Here is a 19,597-nt window from a genome sequence, read left to right on the forward strand (position 1 = left end):
GGGCGGCCGACCGCGGACGGTCAGGACGCGACGCCGAGGAGCTGCTCGATGGGTCCGCGGGCGAAGAAGACGAGGAACCCGGCTGCGACGACCCACAGCAGCGGGCTGATCTCGCGCGCCTTCCCGGACAGGGAGCGGAGCACGACCCAGGCGATGAAGCCGGCGCCGATGCCGTTGGCGATCGAGTACGTCAGCGGCATGACGACGACCGTCAGGAACACCGGGAGCGCGACCGAGAACTCGGTCCAGACGATGTCCTTGATCTGCGACATCATGAGCGTCCCGACGATGACGAGCGCGGCGGCGGCGACCTCGGAGGGCACGATCTGCGTGAGCGGCGTGAAGAACATGGCGAGCAGGAACAGCGCGCCGGTCACGAGGTTCGCGAGGCCGGTCCGAGCCCCTTCGCCAATGCCCGCGCCGGATTCGATGAAGACGGTCGAGGAGGAGGACGAGGTCGCGCCACCGGCGACCGCGCCGACACCCTCGACGATGAGCGCTGAGCGGAGTCGAGGGAAGTCGCCCTTGGCGTCCGCCACACCGGCCTCCTTCGAGAGCCCGGTCATCGTGCCCATGGCGTCGAAGAAGTTCGTGAACACGAGGGTGAAGACGAGCATGAGCGCGGCGAGGACGCCGATGCGCTCGAAGCCGCCGAAGCTCACCTGGCCGAGCAGGCTGAGGTCGGGGATCCCGACGACCTGGGTGGGCAGGGTCGGGACGCTGAGGTTCCAGCCACCGGGGTTCTCGCCGCCGTTGGAGGCGCCGACCTTGAAGACGGCCTCGGCGATGATGGCGATGATCGTGGAGGCGACGATGCCGCTGAGCAGGGCACCCTTGATCTTGCGCGCGACGAGCACGCCCGTGAGCAGCAGGGAGATGACGAACACGGCGGTCGGCACGGTGGCGACCGAGCCCTCGATCCCGAGGCCGACGGGCGGCGAACCGGCGCCCGTCGAGCGGACGAAGCCGGCGTCGACGAAGCCGATGAAGGCGATGAAGAGGCCGATGCCGACCGTGATCGCGATCTTCAACTGGATGGGCACCGCATTGAAGATCATGGCGCGGAGTCCGGTCGCCGCGAGCAGGACGATGATGAGCCCGTTGATGACGACGAGGCCCATCGCCTCGGCCCAGGTGACCTGACCGACGACGCTGACCGCGAGGAACGAGTTGATGCCGAGTCCGGCCGCGAAGGCGAACGGCAGCCGCGCCACGAGACCGAAGAGGATCGTCATGACGCCGGCGGTCAGGGCGGTCACGGCGGCGACCTGGGCGAAGCCGAGCTGGCCACCGGTGACGTCGGCCGAGCCGCTCAGGATGATCGGGTTGAGGATGACGATGTAGGCCATCGCGACGAAGGTCACGAGGCCGCCGCGCACCTCGCCTCCGACGGTCGAACCGCGCTTGCTGATCTCGAAGAAACCGTCGAGACGCTCTCGGAACGAGCGCGGAGCGGTGGGCGTCGTGGTCACTGGACCTCCTGGGTCTGCATCGAAGCAACCAGCGTACCGGCACGGCGGACCGCCCCGCGACGACCGGGATGCGAGGGTGCCGCTACGATCGGCTGGACCCCTTACCCAGCACCCTCCTCACGGAATCGAGCTCACATGGCGCTGCCCTGGACTCTGCACGGCGACGGCAAGCACGTCCCGACCCACGCGATCGTCGGCCCCGGAGAACGGCTCACCTGGCCGCGGACCATCGGCCTCGGCATGCAGCACGTCGTCGCGATGTTCGGCGCCACGTTCCTCGTCCCCGTGCTGACCGGGTTCCCGCCCACCACGACGCTGTTCTTCTCGGGTGTGGGCACCATCCTGTTCCTCGTCATCACCAAGAACCGCGTGCCGAGCTACCTCGGCTCGTCATTCGCCTTCATCGCCCCCATCTCCGCCGCGGTCGCGAGCCAGGGCATGGGCAGCGCCCTCTTCGGCATCCTCGCGGTGGGGCTCCTCCTGGCGCTCGTCGGCGTCATCGTGCAGGTCACGGGCACCGGGTGGATCGATGCGCTCATGCCGCCGGTCGTCGCCGGTGCCATCGTCGCGCTCATCGGGTTCAACCTCGCCCCCGCCGCGAAGAACAACTTCGTGGCGGCTCCGATCACCGCCCTCGTGACGCTCGCGGCCGTCATCCTGTCGACCGTCGTCTTCCGCGGGATCCTCGGCCGACTGTCGATCGTCATCGGTGTCGTGGTCGGGTACATCGTCGCGGCGATCCGTCAGGAGATCGACTTCTCGAAGATCGCGGACGCCGCGTGGGTCGGCCTCCCCGAGTTCCACCTCGCGGACAACCCGATCTCGAACCCGGCGGTCTGGGCGGTCCTCCCGGCGTTCCTCCCCGTCGTGCTCGTCCTCATCGCCGAGAACGTCGGGCACATCCGGGGCGTCGCGCAGATGACCGACGCCTCGGTGAACAAGCAGACCGGTCGCGCGCTCCTGTCCGACGGTCTGGCGACGATGCTGGCCGGCTTCGGCGGCGGTTCGGGCACGACGACCTACGGCGAGAACATCGGCGTCATGGCGGCGACTCGGGTCTACTCCACGGCGGCCTACTGGGTCGCCGGTCTGTTCGCGGTCCTCCTCGGCCTCTCCCCCAAGGTCGGTGCGGTCATCAACACCATCCCGGCGGGCGTCCTCGGCGGCGTCACGACGGCCCTGTACGGACTCATCGGGATCATCGGCGTGAAGATCTGGCTCGACAACAAGGTCGACTTCTCGAAGCCCGTCAACCAGTTCACCGCGGCGACGGCGCTCATCATCGGCATCGCGGACTTCACCTGGGTGGCGGGTGGCGACGTCAGCTTCAACGGGATCGCGCTCGGCACGATCGCCGCGATCGTCATCTACCACGTGATGACGACCATCGGTCGCTGGCGGAAGACCGCCTGACCCGTCCGGTGCGGCTGCGTCAGCGCGGTGCGCTGGCGTCAGCGCCGGTCGTACGCGTGGGCGCGGGTCTCTGGAGCCCCGCGCCCACGCGTGTGACCCGCGCTCACGCCGGGTAGGTGCGGTTCGCGTCAGCGCGGTGCGCTGGCGAACCCCAGGGGTCAGCCCTGGTGGAAGAACGGCACGATCAGGTAGATGCCGAAGAGGACCGCCGCCGCACACAGGGCGAAGCAGGCGTAGGCACCGGCGCGGGCCAGGTTCTGCTGCGCCGGAGTCAACGGGTTCTTCCGAGCGGCCTTCGCGGCCCGCTTCGCCGCCTTCGCGGCCTCCTCCGGCGTGATGACCGTGATCGCATCGGTGAACTCGGCCGGCGCCACCACGGGCACGCGCCCGGCGGTGGTCAGGAGCCGGAGCCCGAGGGAGTACAGACTGACGATCGCGGTCGCACCGATGAGCGACGTCGCGAAGACGATCAGGAATGCTGCCCAGTCGATCACTTCTTCACCTTCTTGGGCTTGGGGTTGCGCTTGATCTTGACCGCACGACCGGAGTCGGCGACCTCACTGACGACGTTGCTGTGGTCGACCTGGTTCCGGCGCGAGATGAGGAAGATGGTGAGGATGACACCGACCCCCACCACGGCGTCGATGATGATGCCGACGAGGCCGAGGTGGGCGACGGCGGCGGCGAGTGCCCCGACGATGCCGGCCGCGGGCAGGGTCATCAACCAGCCGAGGGCGATGCGCCCGGCGGTCCCCCAGCGCACCTTCGATCCGCGTCGCCCGAGGCCGGAGCCGATGACGGAGCCGGAGGCGACCTGCGTGGTGGAGAGGGCGAAGCCGAGGTGGCTCGACGCGAGGATCGTGGCGGCGGTGCTCGTCTCGGCCGCGAAGCCCTGCGCCGGCTTGACGTCGGTGAGCCCTGTGCCGATGGTCTTGATGATCCGCCAGCCGCCCATGTAGGTGCCGAGCGCGATGGCGAGGGCGCAGACGACGATGACCCAGAGCTCGGGGCCGGTCCCGACCGCCTGCACCCCGACCGCGATGAAGGTGAGCGTGATGACACCCATGGTCTTCTGTGCGTCGTTCGTACCGTGCGCGAGGGCGACGAGGGACGAGGAGAAGATCTGCGCGTACCGGAACCCGTCGCGACCGTCGGGCTTGCCGTCGTAGCGGCGCGTGATCCGGTAGGCGAGCTTCGTCGCCGAGTAGGCGACCAGACCCGCCGTGACGGGGGCGATCAACGCCGGGAGGATGACCTTGGAGAGGACGACACCGAAGTCGATCGAGCCGAAGCCGGCGCCGACGATCGCCGCGCCGATGAGCCCGCCGAACAGCGCGTGGCTGGAGGACGACGGCAGACCGAGGAGCCAGGTCAGCATGTTCCAGACGATCGCGCCGATGAGTCCGGCGAAGATCAGCTCCGGTCCGATCCGGATGCCGCCCTCGCCCTCTCGGATGAGCCCACCCGAGATGGTCTTCGCGACCTCCGTGGACAGGAACGCACCGACGAGGTTGAGGATCGCGGCGAGCAGGACGGCGGTCTTCGGTTTGAGGGCGCCCGTGGCGATCGGGGTCGCCATGGCGTTCGCCGTGTCGTGGAACCCGTTCGTGAAGTCGAAGAACAGTGCCAGTGCGATGACCAGCACGACAGTCAGGGTAACGAGTTCCACTGGTGTCTTTCTCGAGGCGGAGCGAATACGGACACAGTGCTCCCCGACGAGATGTTTGGGGGGAATTCACGTGTTGGATACGGGCGGTTCACCCGCCGTACACGATCCTTACACCCTGCCCGGTCGAGGTCAACTCGACGCCGATCAGCGCCCGCCGCCGCCTCCGCCGCCTCCGCCGCCGCCCGCGAAGCCGCCACCCGTCGAGCCGCCGGACGAGCTCGCTCCCCCACTGGTCGACCAGGACGCCGACGTACTCGACGCCGATCCGGAGAAGCCGGAGAACGCGTTCGCGAACATCGCCGCCTGGAACGGGGTGTTCGAGGCGTACCACGACGGCGCACTCCCGGCCTGCTCGTAGCGGATACCGAGTTCCTTGGCCCACTCGCGCTCCACGCCCCAGAGTACGGCGAAGGGCAGGAGGCGTTCGGTGACCCGGACGAGCTGGCCGGGGTCGCCGAGGTCCACCCGTTCGGCACCGTCGGGGCTCTGCAACATGCGGAAGCGGTCCTGTTCCGCCAGCGCGAGGTAGTCGCGGAGGCCGAGCAACTCGTCCCGCGCATCGGCACCGGTGGCGGTGAGCGGTTTCGGCGCGATGGCCAACACGATCCCCGCGAGCAGCGCGATCCCGGTCACGAAGAGCGCGGCGACCGACCAGCCGTTGTCCGCTCGCTGGGAGTAGGCGACCCCGAAGAAGACGATCCCGGCGACGCCCAGGACGGCGAGCGCCCCCACGATGATCCACGCCCGCCCGGAGGAGACCGAGCGTCGGAGGCCGAGGTCGAGGGCGTTCCGCTTGGCGGCCGCGAGTTCCGCGGTGACCGCCTTGCCGAGCGCCGGGTCGACCTCCTTCATCTCCCGCGGTCGGTTCCGGTCGGGGAAGAGCGCGGCGAGCACGCGTCGTTCCTGCTCATCCGTCGCGCTGTCGTCGAGGTACTGCAGGGAGTAGTCCTTCTTGCCCGGTCCGTCCACGATCCGGAGCTTGCCGCGGACGGCGAGGCTGACGATCTCGGCGGCCATCGACGAGGCGGCGCGACCGGCGAGGTCGCCCGCCAGCAGGAGGTTCATCTGCTTCGGGGCGGAGTACTGCGGCACGATGACGCCACGACCGGGGTGGTCCCGCCAGAAGCGCAGTCGGATCCACAGGAGTGCTCCGAGCCCCGCGGCCGACAGCGCGCCGAGGACGATCGGGACGATGGAGAAGACCGGCGCCTCGCCGGGGCGGGCCGGTTGGACGAACGTGCCCGGTTCGAACCCGATCGCGACCGTCAGCGTCTGCCGGGCCTGCAGCGGGACGGAGGAGGTCGTGAAGACGTCTCCGTCGGCGTCCTCCGCTTGGGAGAGGTCGCACGGCGAGCTGTCGTCCGGATCCCCGCGGTAGCAGGCGCCGTCACCGGTGAGCGCGTCGGCGATGTCGGGCGCGACCCGCACCGTCATGCTGGCGTCGGCGAACGGCTGGTCCCAGCCGGTCCCGGGTGCGTCCCAGTAAAACTCGTCGGAGCGTGTGTCGCGATAGGCGCCGACGACGCCGTGCTGCGTGTAGGTGATGACGTAGCTCTGCGTGCCGCGCACGTAGTCGTCCGTCCCGAGCGAAAGCTCGAGGAAGTCACCGTCGCGGTCGGTCTCCCACTCCACGGGCGCACCGTCGGCGTCGGTCACCGAGACGATCTCCGTGTGCAGTGGTGCCCGGTCGAACTCGTCCGGGATCGCTCGGATGATGCCCTTGTTCTGGTCGGAGTCGGGGAACTCCGCGACGAAGGTCTCGACCGCGCGCAGCTCGGCTTGACCGTCGCCGCCACGGCTCAGGGTGTAGTCGCCGTCGAATGACGCGAAGGTGAAGTCGGACACGTCGGTCCGAGCGTCGGCCGCGGCGGGCGGCGCGCTCGCCAGGGTCGCGACGAGTGGTGCACCCACCGCCAGGGCCAGGGCGACGAGGAGCACCCGCGAGGAGCGGGCACGGACCGGGGACAGGCGACGACGTCTGGGCTTCACCCGGCCAAGTCTAGGAGGGGTGCCGGCGGGCGCGCGGACGCGCCCGCCGGGACTCACATCTCCTCGTGGGTGTTGGGGTCTCCGTCGAAGAGCCTGCCGTCGGTCCGCCCGAGTGCGGTGATCGCCTGCACCTCGGTGTCGCTGAGCTCGAAGCCGAACACGTCGATGTTCGTGCGCTGGCGTTGCGGGGACGCGGACTTCGGGATCGGGAGCACGCCGCGCTGGTGGTGCCAGCGGAGGACGACCTGCGCCGGTGAGACGTCGTGCGCCGCGGCGGCCGCTGCGACGGGTTCCTCGGCGAACGGCGCCTGTGCCTTGCCGAGCGGGCTCCACGCCTCGGTGACGATGCCGTGCTCGCGGTGGAAGGCGAGGAGCTCCTCCTGCGGGAAGTACGGGTGCAGCTCGACCTGGTTGACGGCCGGCAGCACACCCGTCTCGTCGGCGAGGCGGGTCAGGAACTCCTCGGTGAAGTTCGAGACGCCGATGCTGCGGACGAGGCCCTCGCGCTGCAGCTGGATCATGGCCTTCCACGACTCGACGAAGCGGCCGACGGAGGGGTTCGGCCAGTGGATGAGGTACAGGTCGATGTGGTCGAGGCCGAGCGAGGCAAGAGATCCGCGGCACGAGGTGATGGTCTCCTCGAAGCCGTGGTCGCGGCCGGGCAGCTTCGTCGCGACGACGAGTTCGTCACGGGGGACGTCGGTCTCGCGGACCGCGGCGCCGACGGCGTCCTCGTTGCGGTAGTTCACGGCGGTGTCGATCAGTCGGTAGCCTGCGTCGATGGCGGACAGCGTGGCGTCGGTGCCCTCGCGGCCTCGCAGGGGGTACGTGCCGAAACCGATCGCGGGGACGCTCGAACCGTCGTTGAGCGCGAATGTTGGGATGGTCGTCATCACCCCACGCTAGACCCGGCGGCCCTCGGATGGCTCCGAGCGGGCTGGGAGGGCGCGCCTCGACTAGCGTTGGACCATGGCGAAGCTCTCTGCCCCCCGTGCCCAGACCCGACCGACCGAACGCACCCATCACGGCGACACCGTGGTGGACCCGTACGAGTGGCTCCGTGAGAAGGAGTCACCGGAGGTGATCGCGCACCTGGAGGCGGAGAACGCCTACACCGAGCAGGAGACGGCCCATCTGGCCGGACTGCGCGAGCGCATCTTCCAGGAGATCAAGGGACGCACGCTCGAGACCGACCTCTCGGTCCCGACCCGCTCCGGTGCGTGGTGGTACTACGGCCGCAGTGTCGAAGGCCGCCAGTACGGCATCCAGTGCCGCATCCCGGTCGCCGACCCGGAGGACTGGACGCCGCCGACCCTGCCCGAGGGCGGCGCGGCCCCCGGCGAGCAGATCATCCTCGACGCCAACGTCGAGGCGGAGGGCCACGAGTTCTTCTCCCTCGGCAGCTTCGACGTGTCGGACGACGGCACGCGACTGCTCTACGGCGTCGACGTCGAAGGCGACGAGCGGTACGCCGTCCGTGTCCGGGACCTCGCGAGTGGCGTCGACCTCGACGACGAGCTCCTCGGGACCGCGGGCGGGGCGGAGTTCTCCCCCGACGGCACCGCCATCGTCTACACGACGGTCGACGAGAGTTGGCGCCCAGACACCGTGCACCTGCACCGGGTGGGGACGTCCCAGGACGACGACACGGTCCTCTTCCACGAGCCCGACGAGCGGTTCTGGGTCGGCGCCGGATTCACCCGCAGCCGCGCGCTGCTCCTGATCGAGGCCGGCTCCTCGGTCACGAGCGAGACCCGGCTCGTCCCCGCCGACGCACTGTCCGAGGAGGCGCGGATCGTCTGGCCGCGGACCGACGGCGTCGAGTACAGCGTCGAACACCGGGTGGCCGACGGCGCAGACCGGTTGCTCATCCTGCACAACCGGGACGCGCCGGACTTCGAGCTCGTCGAGGTGCCACTCTCGGATCCGCTCGGCACGGCGCGGGTCGTCGTCGCGCACAGCAGCGAGCGCCGGCTCGAGGATGTCGAGGCGTTCGAGGCCGTGACCACCGTCTCCTATCGGCGCGACGGCCTCACGCGTATCGGCCTGCTCGACCCGACGAGTGGCGACATCGACGAGATCGCCTTCGACGAACCGCTGTCCACCGTGGGCTGGCACGGCAACAACGAGTGGGCTCAACCGATGCTCCGGTTCGGATACGGGTCCCTCGTGACGCCGTCAACGGTGCTCGAACTCGACGTCCGGTCCGGCGAACGCTTCGTGCGCAAGCAGCAGCCGGTCCTCGGCGACTACGACCCGGCAAACTACGAGCAGTTCCGGGAGTGGGCGACGGCCGTGGACGGGACCCGCGTGCCGATCTCCATCGTGCGCCGGGTCGGTGTCCAGGGGCCAGGGCCGCTCCACCTCTACGGGTACGGCTCGTACGAGGCCAGCATGGACCCGTCCTTCTCGATCGCGAGGCTGTCGATGCTCGACCGCGGCGTGACCTTCGCGATCGCCCATGTGCGCGGCGGCGGCGAACTCGGGCGTCACTGGTACGAGGACGGCAAGAAGCTCCACAAGCAGAACAGCTTCAGCGACTTCGTCGACGTGGCCGACCACCTCATCCGCGAGGGCTGGACGACGCCTGCCCGGCTCGTCGCCGAGGGCGGCAGCGCCGGTGGCCTCCTCATGGGCGCCGTGGCGAACCGTGCTCCCGACCGCTTCGCGGGCATCCTCGCCGGCGTCCCGTTCGTCGACGCGCTGACGAGCATCCTCGACCCGTCGCTCCCCCTGACGGTCATCGAATGGGACGAGTGGGGCGATCCGCTCCACGACCCCGAGGTCTACGCGTACATGAAGGCGTACAGCCCCTACGAGAACGTCGACCCGGCGAAGCGCTACCCGCGCATCCTCGCGACGACGAGCCTCAACGACACCCGCGTGCTGTACGTGGAACCCGCGAAGTGGGTGGCCCGTCTGCGGGACGCCGGTGCACCGGCGCTGATGAAGATCGAGATGAGCGCCGGGCACGGCGGAGTGAGCGGCCGCTACAACGCGTGGCGTGAGCGCGCCGAGGAGCTCGCCTGGCTGCTCGATGTGCTCGAACTCACGGACACCGATCCGGCCTGATCGGAAGCGACGACGCCCCTGCTCCGTCCGGAGCAGGGGCGTCGTCGGTGCGGCGGGTGTCTAGCCGAAGAGGATCGCCGCTTCGTCGTAGCGCTCCTGCGGCACGGTCTTCAGCTTGCCGAGCGCCTCTTCGAAGCGGCAGTTGACGAGTTCGGTGCCGCGGAGTGCGATCATCGTGCCCCAGTCGCCGGCCATGACGGAGTCGATGGCGGCCATACCGAGGCGGGTGGCGAGCACGCGGTCGTAGGCGCTCGGGACGCCACCGCGCTGCAGGTGGCCGAGCACGGTCGCGCGGGACTCGATGCCCGTGCGGCGCTCGATCTCGGGTGCGAGCACGTCGGCGATGCCGCCGAGACGGGGACGGTTGAACGCGTCGAGTCCCTTCTCGGAGTGCGCGGTCTCCATGGTGTCGAGCGTGAAGCCCTCGGACACGACGATGATCGGAGCGCGACCGCGCTGGTAGACGCTGTCCGCCCACTCGCAGATCTGCTCGATCGACTGCGGCTGTTCCGGGATGAGGATGGCGTGGGCACCCGCCGCCATACCGGCGTGCAGGGCGATCCAGCCGACGTGCCGGCCCATGACCTCGATGACCATGCACCGCTTGTGGGACTCGCCCGTCGTCCGGAGACGGTCGATGGCCTCGGTCGCGATCTCGACGGCGGTGTCGAAGCCGAAGGAGTAGTCGGTGGCGTCGAGATCGTTGTCGATCGTCTTCGGGACGCCGACGATCTTGAGGCCGGCGTCGGTCAGCCGCTTCGCCGCGGCGAGCGTGCCCTCTCCGCCGATGGCGATGAGCGCGTCGATGCCGAGCCGGTCCATGGTGTGCTGGACGTTCTCCGGGCCGCCGTGCGGTCCTTCGAACGGGTTGGTGCGGCTCGTGCCGAGGATGGTGCCACCCTGCTTGGCGAGACCACGCACGCTGTGGCGATCGAGCGGCATCGTCAGGCCCTCGACGACTCCTCGCCAGCCGTCGCGGATGCCGATGAACTCCTGGTTGTGGATCTTCGTCCCCTTGAGGACCGCTCCTCGGATGACCGCGTTCAGGCCGGGGCAGTCGCCGCCGCTCGTGAGCACACCAATTCTCATATCAACAGTCCTCATGGGGATCGGGGCACCTCAGGTGCCGGGAGTCATCCCCGACAATACCGTCTCGCCGACGGTGCTTCATCCGGCGCGGACGGTCCTCCGGCCCAGAGGGTCGGTGCCTCGTCCACCGGGGTTAGGCTGCTGGGATGAGTGCCGACGACTACCTGCCCGCCGATGGCGGCATCACGATGTTCTCCACGACCTGGTGCGGGTACTGCGCCCGACTGAAGCATCAGCTGTCCGCAGCCGGCATCCCGTTCACCGAAGTCGACATCGAGCAGGTCCCGGGGACCGCCGACCTCGTCGCCTCGCTGAACGGCGGCAACCAGACGGTCCCGACGGTGATCTTCCCCGACCGCTCGACCGCGACGAACCCGTCGCTCGCTCAGGTGAAGGCGGCACTCGGCGTCTGACCAGCCGACGACGTCCGGCCGGGCGACCCGTGGTCACCCGGTCGGACGAACCGGCCGTCAGGCGCCCAGTGCCTCGCGGAGCAGGTGGACGAGGGCGTTCAGCTGCACCGAGTCGACCGACGCGACGTCCTGGTCGCTTCCGTCGAGCGCGCGAGCGGCCAGTCCCTGCTTGCTGTCGATGAGTTCCGCGACCTTCGCGTCGATCGTGTGCGCGGCGATGATGCGCCAGGCGGTGACCGGCTCCTCCTGACCGATGCGGTGCACGCGGTCGATCGCCTGGGTCTGCTCGGCGGCTGTCCAGGACAACTCGGCGAGCACGACGTTGGACGCGGCCTGCAGGTTGACGCCGACGCCGGCGGCGGTGAGCGAACAGACGGCGACCGCGACCTCCGGATCGGTGTTGAACGCGTCGATCGCGGCCTGACGCGCCTGCGCGGTCTGGTCGCCGCGGAGCGACACCGTCTTCAAGCCGCGACCCGCGAACAACTGCTCGGCCGCGTTCATGACGTCGATGTGCTTCGCGAAGAACACGACCTTGCCCACGGACCTCGCGAGCTGCGCCGTGTAATCGGCGGCGAGGACGGCCTTGGCCTGACCGATCTTGCGGATCATGGTGAACACGTTCTCCGTGCCACCGGCGGCCTTGGACTCGTCGAGCTCGGCCTGGGCGACCATGCGCATGAGGTCGGTGTTCGGCTCGTGCAGCGCGTCGACGCGCTCACCACGCGACTCCAGGACCCGCACGTAGCGGGACTTGAGCCGTTGCCCGAGCTCGGCCTCCGCGTCGCGGATGGACCGGATCGCCTCGTCGTCGAGCTCGACCGGGAGGTCGGCGACGCGCTTGGCGGGCAGGTCCTTGGCGACGTCGAGCTTCTTGCGGCGCACGATGCCCATGTCGATGACGGCGGACCGCGCGGCGGCGTAGAAGGCGTGCTCGGCCGGGGTCAGGCCGGTGTCCTCGAGCCGCTCCATGAGTTCGGCGGTCGGCTTGCCGTCCTTGATCCAGCCGAGGAACTGCCAGATGGCGTTGAAATCCTCGACGTCGTTGATCAGCGGCGTACCCGTCAGCGCGAGCAGCAGCGGGTCCTGGCCGGGCGTCGCCTTCCGGATCCGGTTCGCGAGTGACAGCACGTGCTGCGAGCGCTGGGAGTGGAGGTTCTTGATGAAGTGCGCCTCGTCGACCACCATGCCGCGGAAGCCGAGCGTCCCGAGCCAGGCGAGGTGGCGGTCGAGGACCTCGTAGTTCACGATGATGACGTCGGCGAAGGCGTCGAGCGCCTGGCCGTCGCCGTGGATGACCGTGGCGCGTCGATGCGGCGTCCAGCGCTCGACCTCGCGCGCCCAGTTCATCTTGACGACGTTCGGCACGATGACGAGGAGCGGGTACGCCTCGGCGACCGAGGCGGCGAGGACGGACTGCGCGGTCTTGCCGAGGCCCGGCTCGTCGGCGAGCAGGAAGGAACGGTGTCCTTCACGGACGCTCTCGACGAAGCGCGCCTGGTGCTTCATGACCTCGAGGCCGCGCGGCGAGAGCCGGTCGAGCTTCGGGGCGTCGGGCAGGTCCATCGAGGCCGCTCCCCCGCCGGAACCGAGCTCGAACGCCTTGTACAGGGGGCCCATGAGCTCCCAGCTGTCGAGTCGTCGACGCACGGTCGGCTGCGGTGCCGCCTGGCTGAAGTCCGGGGCGAGGAACGGATTCGCCAACTGACGTGCCTTGACCGACTGCGGGATGACCTGCTTCTCGACGAGCTCGGCCGGGACGACTGATTCCACGACGGGCTTCTCGACGGTGATGATGAGTTCGTCGGCGCTGAGTTCGGCGCCCGACTCGAGGAGCCAGTCGCGCCGGAGCCGCTGCGCGACGGGGCTCGTCGCGGCGTCGGCCTCGAGGAGCTGGATGAGCGAGGTGTCGCGGGCGGCCGTCTTCGCCAGGATCGTCGCGACGCCGTCGAGCCGCTTCAACAGCTCCGCGCGGGTCGCGTCGCTGTAGGTGGTGTCGGCTTTGACCCGCGCGCGCTCCTCACGGACCAGGAACGCGATCACCTGGTACTTGGTGCGGTTGGTTGGCCCGACCTTGCCCTTCTGCGCCTTCGCCTCGACCTCGCGCACCTTGCGGGCGAGGATGGGGATGATCGGCGCGTCGTCGTCGTGACGCGACGAGGATCCTCTGGGGTTCGAGCGGCCAGATGAACGGGTGCTGGAACGCCCCTGGGAACGGCGTTGCTGGCCGGTGTGCGGCATGCTCCTCCTGAGCAGTCGAAGAGCCTCATCGGCCGAGGGGCCGGAAGAGACGGGCGTCGGGCCCGACTGGTCGTCGTGGAGCAACAGAGCGTTGCACGAGACCGACACGGGCGCCCGACGGGCGTGTGCCCAGTCTACGCCATCGGCCGCATCGGTCGCGAGCGCTCAGTCCGGCGCGCTGTCGACGAGTCCGAACCGCTCCAGTTCGGCGTCGTCGAGCATGCGGGAACGGATGAGGAACCGCTGCCCCGTCGGGGCCTCGACGCTGAACCCGCTGCCGCGCCCCTGCACCACGTCGATCGTCAGGTGCGTGTACTTCCAGTACTCGAACTGGGAACGCGACATGTAGACCTCGACGGGCGCGTCGAGCCCGGGCACGTCGAGCGTGTCGAGCAGGACGTCGACCGCGCCCGTGCGGAACATCCCGACGGGGTAGCACATGGGCGAACTCCCGTCGCAGCATCCGCCGGACTGATGGAACATGAGCGGTCCGTGCAGCGCGGTCATCTCCCGCACCAGTGCGGCCGCAGCGTCGGTGACGTCGACCCGTCCGGTCATGGTGTCCTCCTTCGTCGTGTCGTGCATCCGGCCCTGCCCCTCCGCCGGTCCCTGAGCCTGTCGAAGGGCGCCCTTCGACAAGCTCAGGGACCGGGTGGGGGCTCAGGGACCGGGATGTGGATCAGAAGAAGCCCATCGGCCCCTCCGCATAGCTCACGAGCAGGTTCTTCGTCTGCTGGTAGTGGTCGAGCATCATCTTGTGGTTCTCCCGGCCGATCCCCGACTGCTTGTACCCGCCGAACGCCGCGTGCGCCGGGTACTGGTGGTAGGTGTTCGACCAGACGCGTCCCGCCTCGATCGCCCGCCCGGCCCGGTACAGCGTCGTCGCCTCACGGCTCCACACACCGGCGCCGAGGCCGTAGAGGGTGTCGTTCGCGATGGAGATCGCCTCGTCGTAGTCAGCGAAGCTCGTGAGTGCGAGCACGGGCCCGAAGATCTCCTCCTGGAAGATCCGCATGTCGTTCGTCCCCTCGAAGACGGTCGGCTGGACGTAGAACCCGCCGCTCAACTCACCGCCGAGGTCGGCTCGCTCGCCGCCGATGAGCAGCTTCGCGCCGCCCTGCTTGCCGATGTCCATGTAGGAGAGGATCTTCTCGAGCTGGTCGTTCGACGCCTGGGCACCGATCATCGTGTCCGTGTCGAGCGGGTTGCCCTGCTTGATCGTGCCGATGCGGGTCAGCGCGTCGCCGACGAAGCCGTCGTAGATGGAGCGCTGGACGAGCGCCCGACTCGGGCAGGTGCAGACCTCGCCCTGGTTCAGGGCGAACATGCTGAAGCCCTCCTGCGCCTTCTCGTAGTACTGGTCGTGCTCGCGCGCCACGTCCTCGAAGAACACGTTCGGGCTCTTGCCGCCGAGCTCCAGCGTCACCGGGATGAGGTTCTCGCTCGCGTACTGCATGATCAGGCGACCGGTCGTGGTCTCACCGGTGAACGCGATCTTCCGGATCCGCGGGTGGGAGGCCAGCGGGGCGCCGGCCTCGATGCCGAAGCCGTTGACGACGTTGAGCACGCCGGCCGGCAGCAGGTCCTTCACGAGGTCGACGATGAGATGAATCGACGCCGGGGTCTGCTCGGCCGGCTTCAGCACGACGCAATTGCCTGCGGCGAGCGCCGGTGCGAGCTTCCACACGGCCATGAGGATCGGGAAGTTCCAGGGGATGATCTGTCCGACGACGCCGAGCGGTTCGTGGAAGTGGTAGGCGACCGTGTCGTGGTCGAGTTCCGAGATGCCGCCCTCCTGAGCGCGGATCGCCCCCGCGAAATAGCGGAAGTGGTCGATCGCCAAGGGGATGTCGGCGGCCAGGGTCTCGCGGACCGGCTTGCCGTTCTCCCAGCTCTCGGCGACGGCGATCTCCTCGAGGTGCTCCTCCATGCGGTCGGCGATGCGGTTGAGGATCACCGCGCGCTCGGCGACGCTCGTCTTCGACCAGGCGGGGAACGCCTTCCATCCCGCCTCGACCGCTCGGTCCACGTCGGCCGCGGTGCCTCGGGCGATCTCGGTGAACACGGCTCCGGTGACCGGGGTCTGGTTCTCGAAGTACTGCCCGTTCGCGGGCGGGACGTACTCGCCCCCGATGAAGTGGTCGTAGCGGGGGGCGTAGCTGAACACGGCACCTTCGGTACCCGGGTTGGCGTAGACGGTCATGTCACTCCTTGTCGACGACGTTGTCGGTGGCGCACCGCTCAGGTGCGTGCCGTCGACGCTAGTCGGCCGGAGGTTGCAGGAGGTTGCGTCGAGGACCGCGGACCGGATCGGCCGTCAGGGCGCCGAGAGCTCGGCGTCGATCGCCTCGATGCGGGCGACGAGGCCGGCGCGCTTCGGTGACCGCGGCGGCAGCAGTCGGAGGCAGGCCTGCAGGACCTCGACGTCGTCGGGCGCGGCCGCGGTCCGGATGTAGTCGTGCAGCAGGTCCGCCGAGGCGTCGGTCAGCATCGCCTCGCGGAGGCGCGTCGCGACCCGGTCGCGGAGGTCGACGACACCGGGGGCGGTGGAGTCCGGCAGGAGCGGGCCCGGGTACGCGGCGAGCGCGGCGCGGTGGGCGCCGCGGTCGAGGAGGGACAGCACCTGGTGGGCGTCGAGCTGGAGCGGGGTGGTGAGCCGGTACGGCCGCGAGGCCGGCACGAGTGTCGGCGCGGTCCCGCCGAGCACCTTCCGCAGCCGGACCAGCTCCGCCCGGAGGGTGACCGCCGCCTCGTCCGCGTCGTAGAGCAGCCCGGCGAGCGCGTCGGCGCTCAGGCCCTGGTGGTGCCAGGCCAGCAGGGTCAGGATCTCGGCGTGCCGTCGGCTGAGCTCGGTCGGTCGACTCGCCCCGTGTCCGACCAGCAGGCCGGTGTCACGGCCGAGCACCTGCAGGCCGGGCCGCACCGTGGTCGTCCGGCGGGCTGTGTCCGTGCGTGGGCGACCGGCGAACCGGCGGTCGGCGACCGCGCGCAGCCGCTGCACCATGATCTCGGACTCGACGGCGGCGGCGGTCGCCTCCATGAGCGGCAGCGCATGTGAGGCGACCGCCTGCGGGCCACCGGTGATGTCGATCACGCCGATGATCTGCCGGGTCTCGGGATCGTGCACCGGGACCGCCGTGCAGCTCCACGGGTGCACGAGACGGTTGAAGTGCTCGGCCGCGTGGATCTGGATGCCGTGGTCGAGTTCGAGCGCGGTGCCCGGGGCGCTCGTCCCCACCTCCCGCTCCGACCACCCGGCACCCTCGACGAAGAGCATGCCCTCCGCCCGTCGCCGCAGATGACGGTCGCCGTCCACCCAGAGCAGTCTGCCCATGGCGTCGCCCACCGCGACGAGCATGCCGGAGTCGTCGTCCGCGTCGTTGACCAGCAGCTTGGTGATCACCGGGAGGACGCCGGCGAGCGGGTGCCCGAGCCGGTGGTCGCGCAACTCGTCCTCGTCGAAGGCGAGCTCCGGCATGAGGTTGTCCGGGTCGAGGTGACGGCCCATCGACCGTTCCCACGACTCGCGGACGAGCCGTCGGACGAGTCCGCGCTGCGATTCGGCACGCGCCGGGGCCGCCAGCCACGGACTGGACACCTCACCACCACCCATCCACGTCGACCGGTTCTGCGGACAGTGTATCCGCCGCAGCCCGCCGGTCGACGGGTAACCTCAGGCGGCCGGACGGAACCGGCGGAGGCGCAGGCTGTTGAGCACGACGAACACGCTGGAGAACGCCATCGCCGCACCCGCGATCATCGGGTTGAGGAGGCCGAGCGCAGCGAGCGGGATCGCCGCCACGTTGTAGGCGAACGCCCAGAACAGGTTGCCGCGGATGATCCCGAGCGTCCGCCGGGAGAGCCGGACGGCGTCGATCGCCGTGGCGAGGGAACCGGAGACGATGCTGAGGTCGGCTGCGCCCTTGGCCGCATCCGTACCCGTCCCCATGGCGATGCCGAGATCGGCCGTGGCGATCGCCGCGGCGTCGTTCACCCCGTCGCCGATCATCGCGACGCGGTGACCGGCCGCCTGGAGCCGTTCGACGGCGGCGACCTTGTCGGAGGGGCTCGCGTCCGCGATCACCTCGGTGATCCCGATCTCCCCCGCGACCCGCGCTGCGACGGCCGCGTTGTCGCCGGTGAGGAGCACCGGTGTCATCCCCAGGGACACGGCGCGTCCGATGGCGGCGCGGGCCTCCGGCTTCACGGTGTCGGCGACCTCGACGACGCCGCGGACCTCGCCGTCCCAGGCGACGACCACCACGGTGCTCGCACGCTCCGCGGCTGCAGCCAGGGCGCTCGCCGCGTCCGGTCCGATGCGGAAGCCCTGGTCCTCCGCGAAGGCGGGACGTCCGGCCAACACGGTTCCTCCGGTGATCGTGCCGGTGACGCCGAGCCCCTCGAGGCTCGCGAAGTCCGAGACCACCGGACGAGTTGCATCGCGGCGGGTCGCTTCGGCGACGATCGCCTCGGCGATGGGGTGCTCGGAGGCCGCTTCGAGCGCCGCGCCGAGGGCGAGCACCTCATCCGTCGCACCGGACGCCCAGACCTCCGTGACACTCATCCGCCCGGACGTGACGGTCCCCGTCTTGTCGAGCACGATGCGGTCGATGCCGCTCGCCCGCTCGAGCGCCTCCGGACCGGCGATGAGGATGCCGAGCTGCGCGCCACGCCCCGTCCCGACGAGGAGGGCCACCGGTGTCGCGAGCCCCAGCGCACACGGGCAGGCGATGATGAGGACGGCGACCGCGGCGGTGAACGCCGCCTCCATGGTCGAGCCGGTGAGCGCCCACACGATGGCGGTGCCGAGGGCTATCACCAGGACGACCGGGACGAACACGCTCGAGACGCGGTCGGCGAGCCGTTGGACCCGGCTCTTCCCGAGCTGCGCCGCCTCGACCGCCTGAGCCATGCGCGCCAGCTGCGTCTCGGCGCCGACGGCCGTCGCCCGCACGACGAGACTGCCGCCGCGTGCGATCGTGCCACCGATGACCCGCGAGCCTGCCGTGAGCTCGACCGGGACGGACTCCCCCGTCACGAGACTCTCGTCGACACTCGCCGCCCCCTCGACGACGATTCCGTCGGTGGCGACGGACTCGCCGGGACGCACGAGGAAGTGGTCTCCGACGAGCAGCTGCTCGATCGGGATCCGTTCCTCGGTGCGGGTGGGCGCCATGAGGTCGGTGGGGTCCGGCGCGCGGTCCCGGAGCACGGAGACCTCGGAGGCACCCAGCGTCATGAGGTCGCGGAGTGCCTCGCCTGCCGCACGCTTCGAGCGCTGCTCGATGAGACGGCCGGCGAGCAGGAAGACGGTCACGCCGGCGGCCACCTCGAGGTACAGCGCGCTCGACGGGTCGGCGTCGGGTGCGAAGAAGGTGAACTCGTGCCGCATGCCCGTCATCCCGGCCATGCCGAAGAAGAGCGCCCAGACGGACCACAGGTACGCGGCCCCCGTCCCGAGCGTGATGAGGGTGTCCATCGTCACCGAGCCGTGCCGCAGCGTCGCGAACGTCGCCCGGTGGAACGGGTACCCACCCCAGAAGACGACCGGCGTCGCGAGGGTCAGCGAGAGCCACTGCCAGTGGTCGAACTGCCAGGCGGGGATCATCGCGAGCAGCACGACGGGCAACGCCAGCACCGCACTGACGACGAGGCGGGTGCGGAGCGTCGTCACGGTCGCCGTCGGGTCGGACGTCGTTCCCGACGTCGGAGCCTGCTCCAGGTTCGCCGCGGCGCGTTCGTCAGCGGACGGACGCACCGTCGCCGTGTAGCCGGCCTTCGCGACGGCTGCGACCAGCTCGTCCGCGGTGACGGTGGAGGGCGCGGTCACCGTCGCCCGTTCGGTCGCGAGGTTGACCTGCGCCTCGACACCGTCGAGCGCGGTCAGCCGCTTCTCGACGCGTGCCACGCAGCTCGCGCAGGTCATGCCCTCGATGTCGAGGTCGAGCTGGATGAGTGGCGCGCTCATCAGCGACGACCCACGAGGGTGTAGCCGGCCTCCTGGACGCCGGCACCGATGGCCGCCTCGTCGGCCGACGAGGCGCCCGAGACCGTGACCGTCCCCGCGTCGAGATCCACGGCGACCCCGTCGACGCCGGAGAGCGCGGAGAGCTCGGTCGTGACGGCGGACACGCAGTGCGCGCAGGTCATGCCGTCGACCCGGTAGGTGATGGTTGCGGTGGTTTCGGACATGCGTCCTCCTCAGTGGATCGGAGCCTTCACTATACCCCCAGGGGGTA

General features: G+C 69.9%; 15 protein-coding genes. 3 read left to right on the forward strand and 12 right to left on the reverse strand.

What is annotated here, in order from left to right; translation table 11 throughout:
• Positions 1-20: 20 nt before the first annotated feature.
• Complete coding sequence (locus tag ACQ3HE_RS13455; protein WP_430893137.1) at positions 21-1,472, reverse strand: NCS2 family permease; 1,452 nt, start codon at positions 1,470-1,472, stop codon at positions 21-23.
• A 135-nt stretch (positions 1,473-1,607) separates the two neighbouring features.
• Between ACQ3HE_RS13455 and ACQ3HE_RS13460 the strand changes: the two genes are divergently transcribed.
• Positions 1,608-2,885, forward strand: a complete 1,278-nt coding sequence (locus ACQ3HE_RS13460; protein WP_079707128.1) for a uracil-xanthine permease family protein — start codon at positions 1,608-1,610, stop codon at positions 2,883-2,885.
• Between the two features lie 158 nt (positions 2,886-3,043).
• Here ACQ3HE_RS13460 and ACQ3HE_RS13465 read toward each other — a convergent pair whose 3' ends face one another.
• From ACQ3HE_RS13465 to ACQ3HE_RS13480, 4 genes are all read right to left on the reverse strand, one after another.
• Positions 3,044-3,379 carry a peptidase gene (locus ACQ3HE_RS13465; RefSeq protein ID WP_079707129.1) on the reverse strand — a complete coding sequence of 112 codons (336 nt, stop codon included), beginning with the start codon at positions 3,377-3,379 and terminating at the stop codon, positions 3,044-3,046.
• Positions 3,376-4,554, reverse strand: a complete 1,179-nt coding sequence (locus tag ACQ3HE_RS13470; RefSeq protein WP_079707130.1) for an inorganic phosphate transporter — start codon at positions 4,552-4,554, stop codon at positions 3,376-3,378. Before ACQ3HE_RS13470 ends, ACQ3HE_RS13465 begins: the two co-directional genes overlap by 4 nt.
• 144 nt (positions 4,555-4,698) lie before the next feature.
• Positions 4,699-6,543, reverse strand: coding sequence for a DUF2207 domain-containing protein (locus ACQ3HE_RS13475; RefSeq protein WP_430893138.1), 1,845 nt, complete (start codon positions 6,541-6,543; stop codon positions 4,699-4,701).
• A gap of 53 nt (positions 6,544-6,596) precedes the next feature.
• Positions 6,597-7,436, reverse strand: a complete 840-nt coding sequence (locus ACQ3HE_RS13480) for an aldo/keto reductase (protein WP_430893139.1) — start codon at positions 7,434-7,436, stop codon at positions 6,597-6,599.
• A gap of 76 nt (positions 7,437-7,512) precedes the next feature.
• Between ACQ3HE_RS13480 and ACQ3HE_RS13485 the strand changes: the two genes are divergently transcribed.
• Positions 7,513-9,615 carry a S9 family peptidase gene (locus ACQ3HE_RS13485; protein WP_430893140.1) on the forward strand — a complete coding sequence of 701 codons (2,103 nt, stop codon included), beginning with the start codon at positions 7,513-7,515 and terminating at the stop codon, positions 9,613-9,615.
• Between the two features lie 60 nt (positions 9,616-9,675).
• On the opposite strand, the gene ACQ3HE_RS13490 is transcribed toward ACQ3HE_RS13485, so the two are convergent.
• Complete coding sequence (locus tag ACQ3HE_RS13490) at positions 9,676-10,704, reverse strand: 6-phosphofructokinase (RefSeq protein ID WP_064294489.1); 1,029 nt, start codon at positions 10,702-10,704, stop codon at positions 9,676-9,678.
• Positions 10,705-10,850: 146 nt separating this feature from the next.
• On the opposite strand from ACQ3HE_RS13490, the gene ACQ3HE_RS13495 reads away from it, so the two are divergent.
• Positions 10,851-11,117 carry a mycoredoxin gene (locus ACQ3HE_RS13495; RefSeq protein ID WP_064294490.1) on the forward strand — a complete coding sequence of 89 codons (267 nt, stop codon included), beginning with the start codon at positions 10,851-10,853 and terminating at the stop codon, positions 11,115-11,117.
• Between the two features lie 57 nt (positions 11,118-11,174).
• Here ACQ3HE_RS13495 and ACQ3HE_RS13500 read toward each other — a convergent pair whose 3' ends face one another.
• The 6 genes from ACQ3HE_RS13500 to ACQ3HE_RS13525 all read right to left on the reverse strand — a co-directional run bounded on the left by ACQ3HE_RS13500 (position 11,175) and on the right by ACQ3HE_RS13525 (position 19,550).
• A complete protein-coding gene (locus ACQ3HE_RS13500) occupies positions 11,175-13,358 on the reverse strand; it encodes a DEAD/DEAH box helicase (protein WP_430893141.1) in 2,184 nt (727 codons plus the stop codon).
• A gap of 165 nt (positions 13,359-13,523) precedes the next feature.
• On the reverse strand, positions 13,524-13,916 hold the full coding sequence (locus ACQ3HE_RS13505; RefSeq protein WP_079707135.1) for a DUF779 domain-containing protein: 393 nt from the start codon (positions 13,914-13,916) through the stop codon (positions 13,524-13,526).
• A gap of 121 nt (positions 13,917-14,037) precedes the next feature.
• The gene (exaC, locus tag ACQ3HE_RS13510) at positions 14,038-15,561 is read right to left on the reverse strand and encodes an acetaldehyde dehydrogenase ExaC (RefSeq protein ID WP_159879125.1); all 1,524 of its coding nucleotides are present in this window, start codon (positions 15,559-15,561) and stop codon (positions 14,038-14,040) included.
• A gap of 114 nt (positions 15,562-15,675) precedes the next feature.
• Positions 15,676-16,956: a GAF domain-containing protein gene (locus ACQ3HE_RS13515; RefSeq protein ID WP_430893142.1), complete on the reverse strand. Its 1,281-nt coding sequence runs from the start codon at positions 16,954-16,956 to the stop codon at positions 15,676-15,678.
• Between the two features lie 75 nt (positions 16,957-17,031).
• A complete protein-coding gene (locus tag ACQ3HE_RS13520) occupies positions 17,032-19,326 on the reverse strand; it encodes a heavy metal translocating P-type ATPase (RefSeq protein ID WP_430893143.1) in 2,295 nt (764 codons plus the stop codon).
• On the reverse strand, positions 19,326-19,550 hold the full coding sequence (locus ACQ3HE_RS13525; protein ID WP_430893144.1) for a heavy-metal-associated domain-containing protein: 225 nt from the start codon (positions 19,548-19,550) through the stop codon (positions 19,326-19,328). Before ACQ3HE_RS13525 ends, ACQ3HE_RS13520 begins: the two co-directional genes overlap by 1 nt.
• Between the last annotated feature and the right edge of the window lie 47 nt (positions 19,551-19,597).

Origin of the sequence: Plantibacter auratus (genome assembly GCF_050587365.1) — a bacterium.
GTDB classification, from domain to species: domain Bacteria; phylum Actinomycetota; class Actinomycetes; order Actinomycetales; family Microbacteriaceae; genus Plantibacter; species Plantibacter auratus.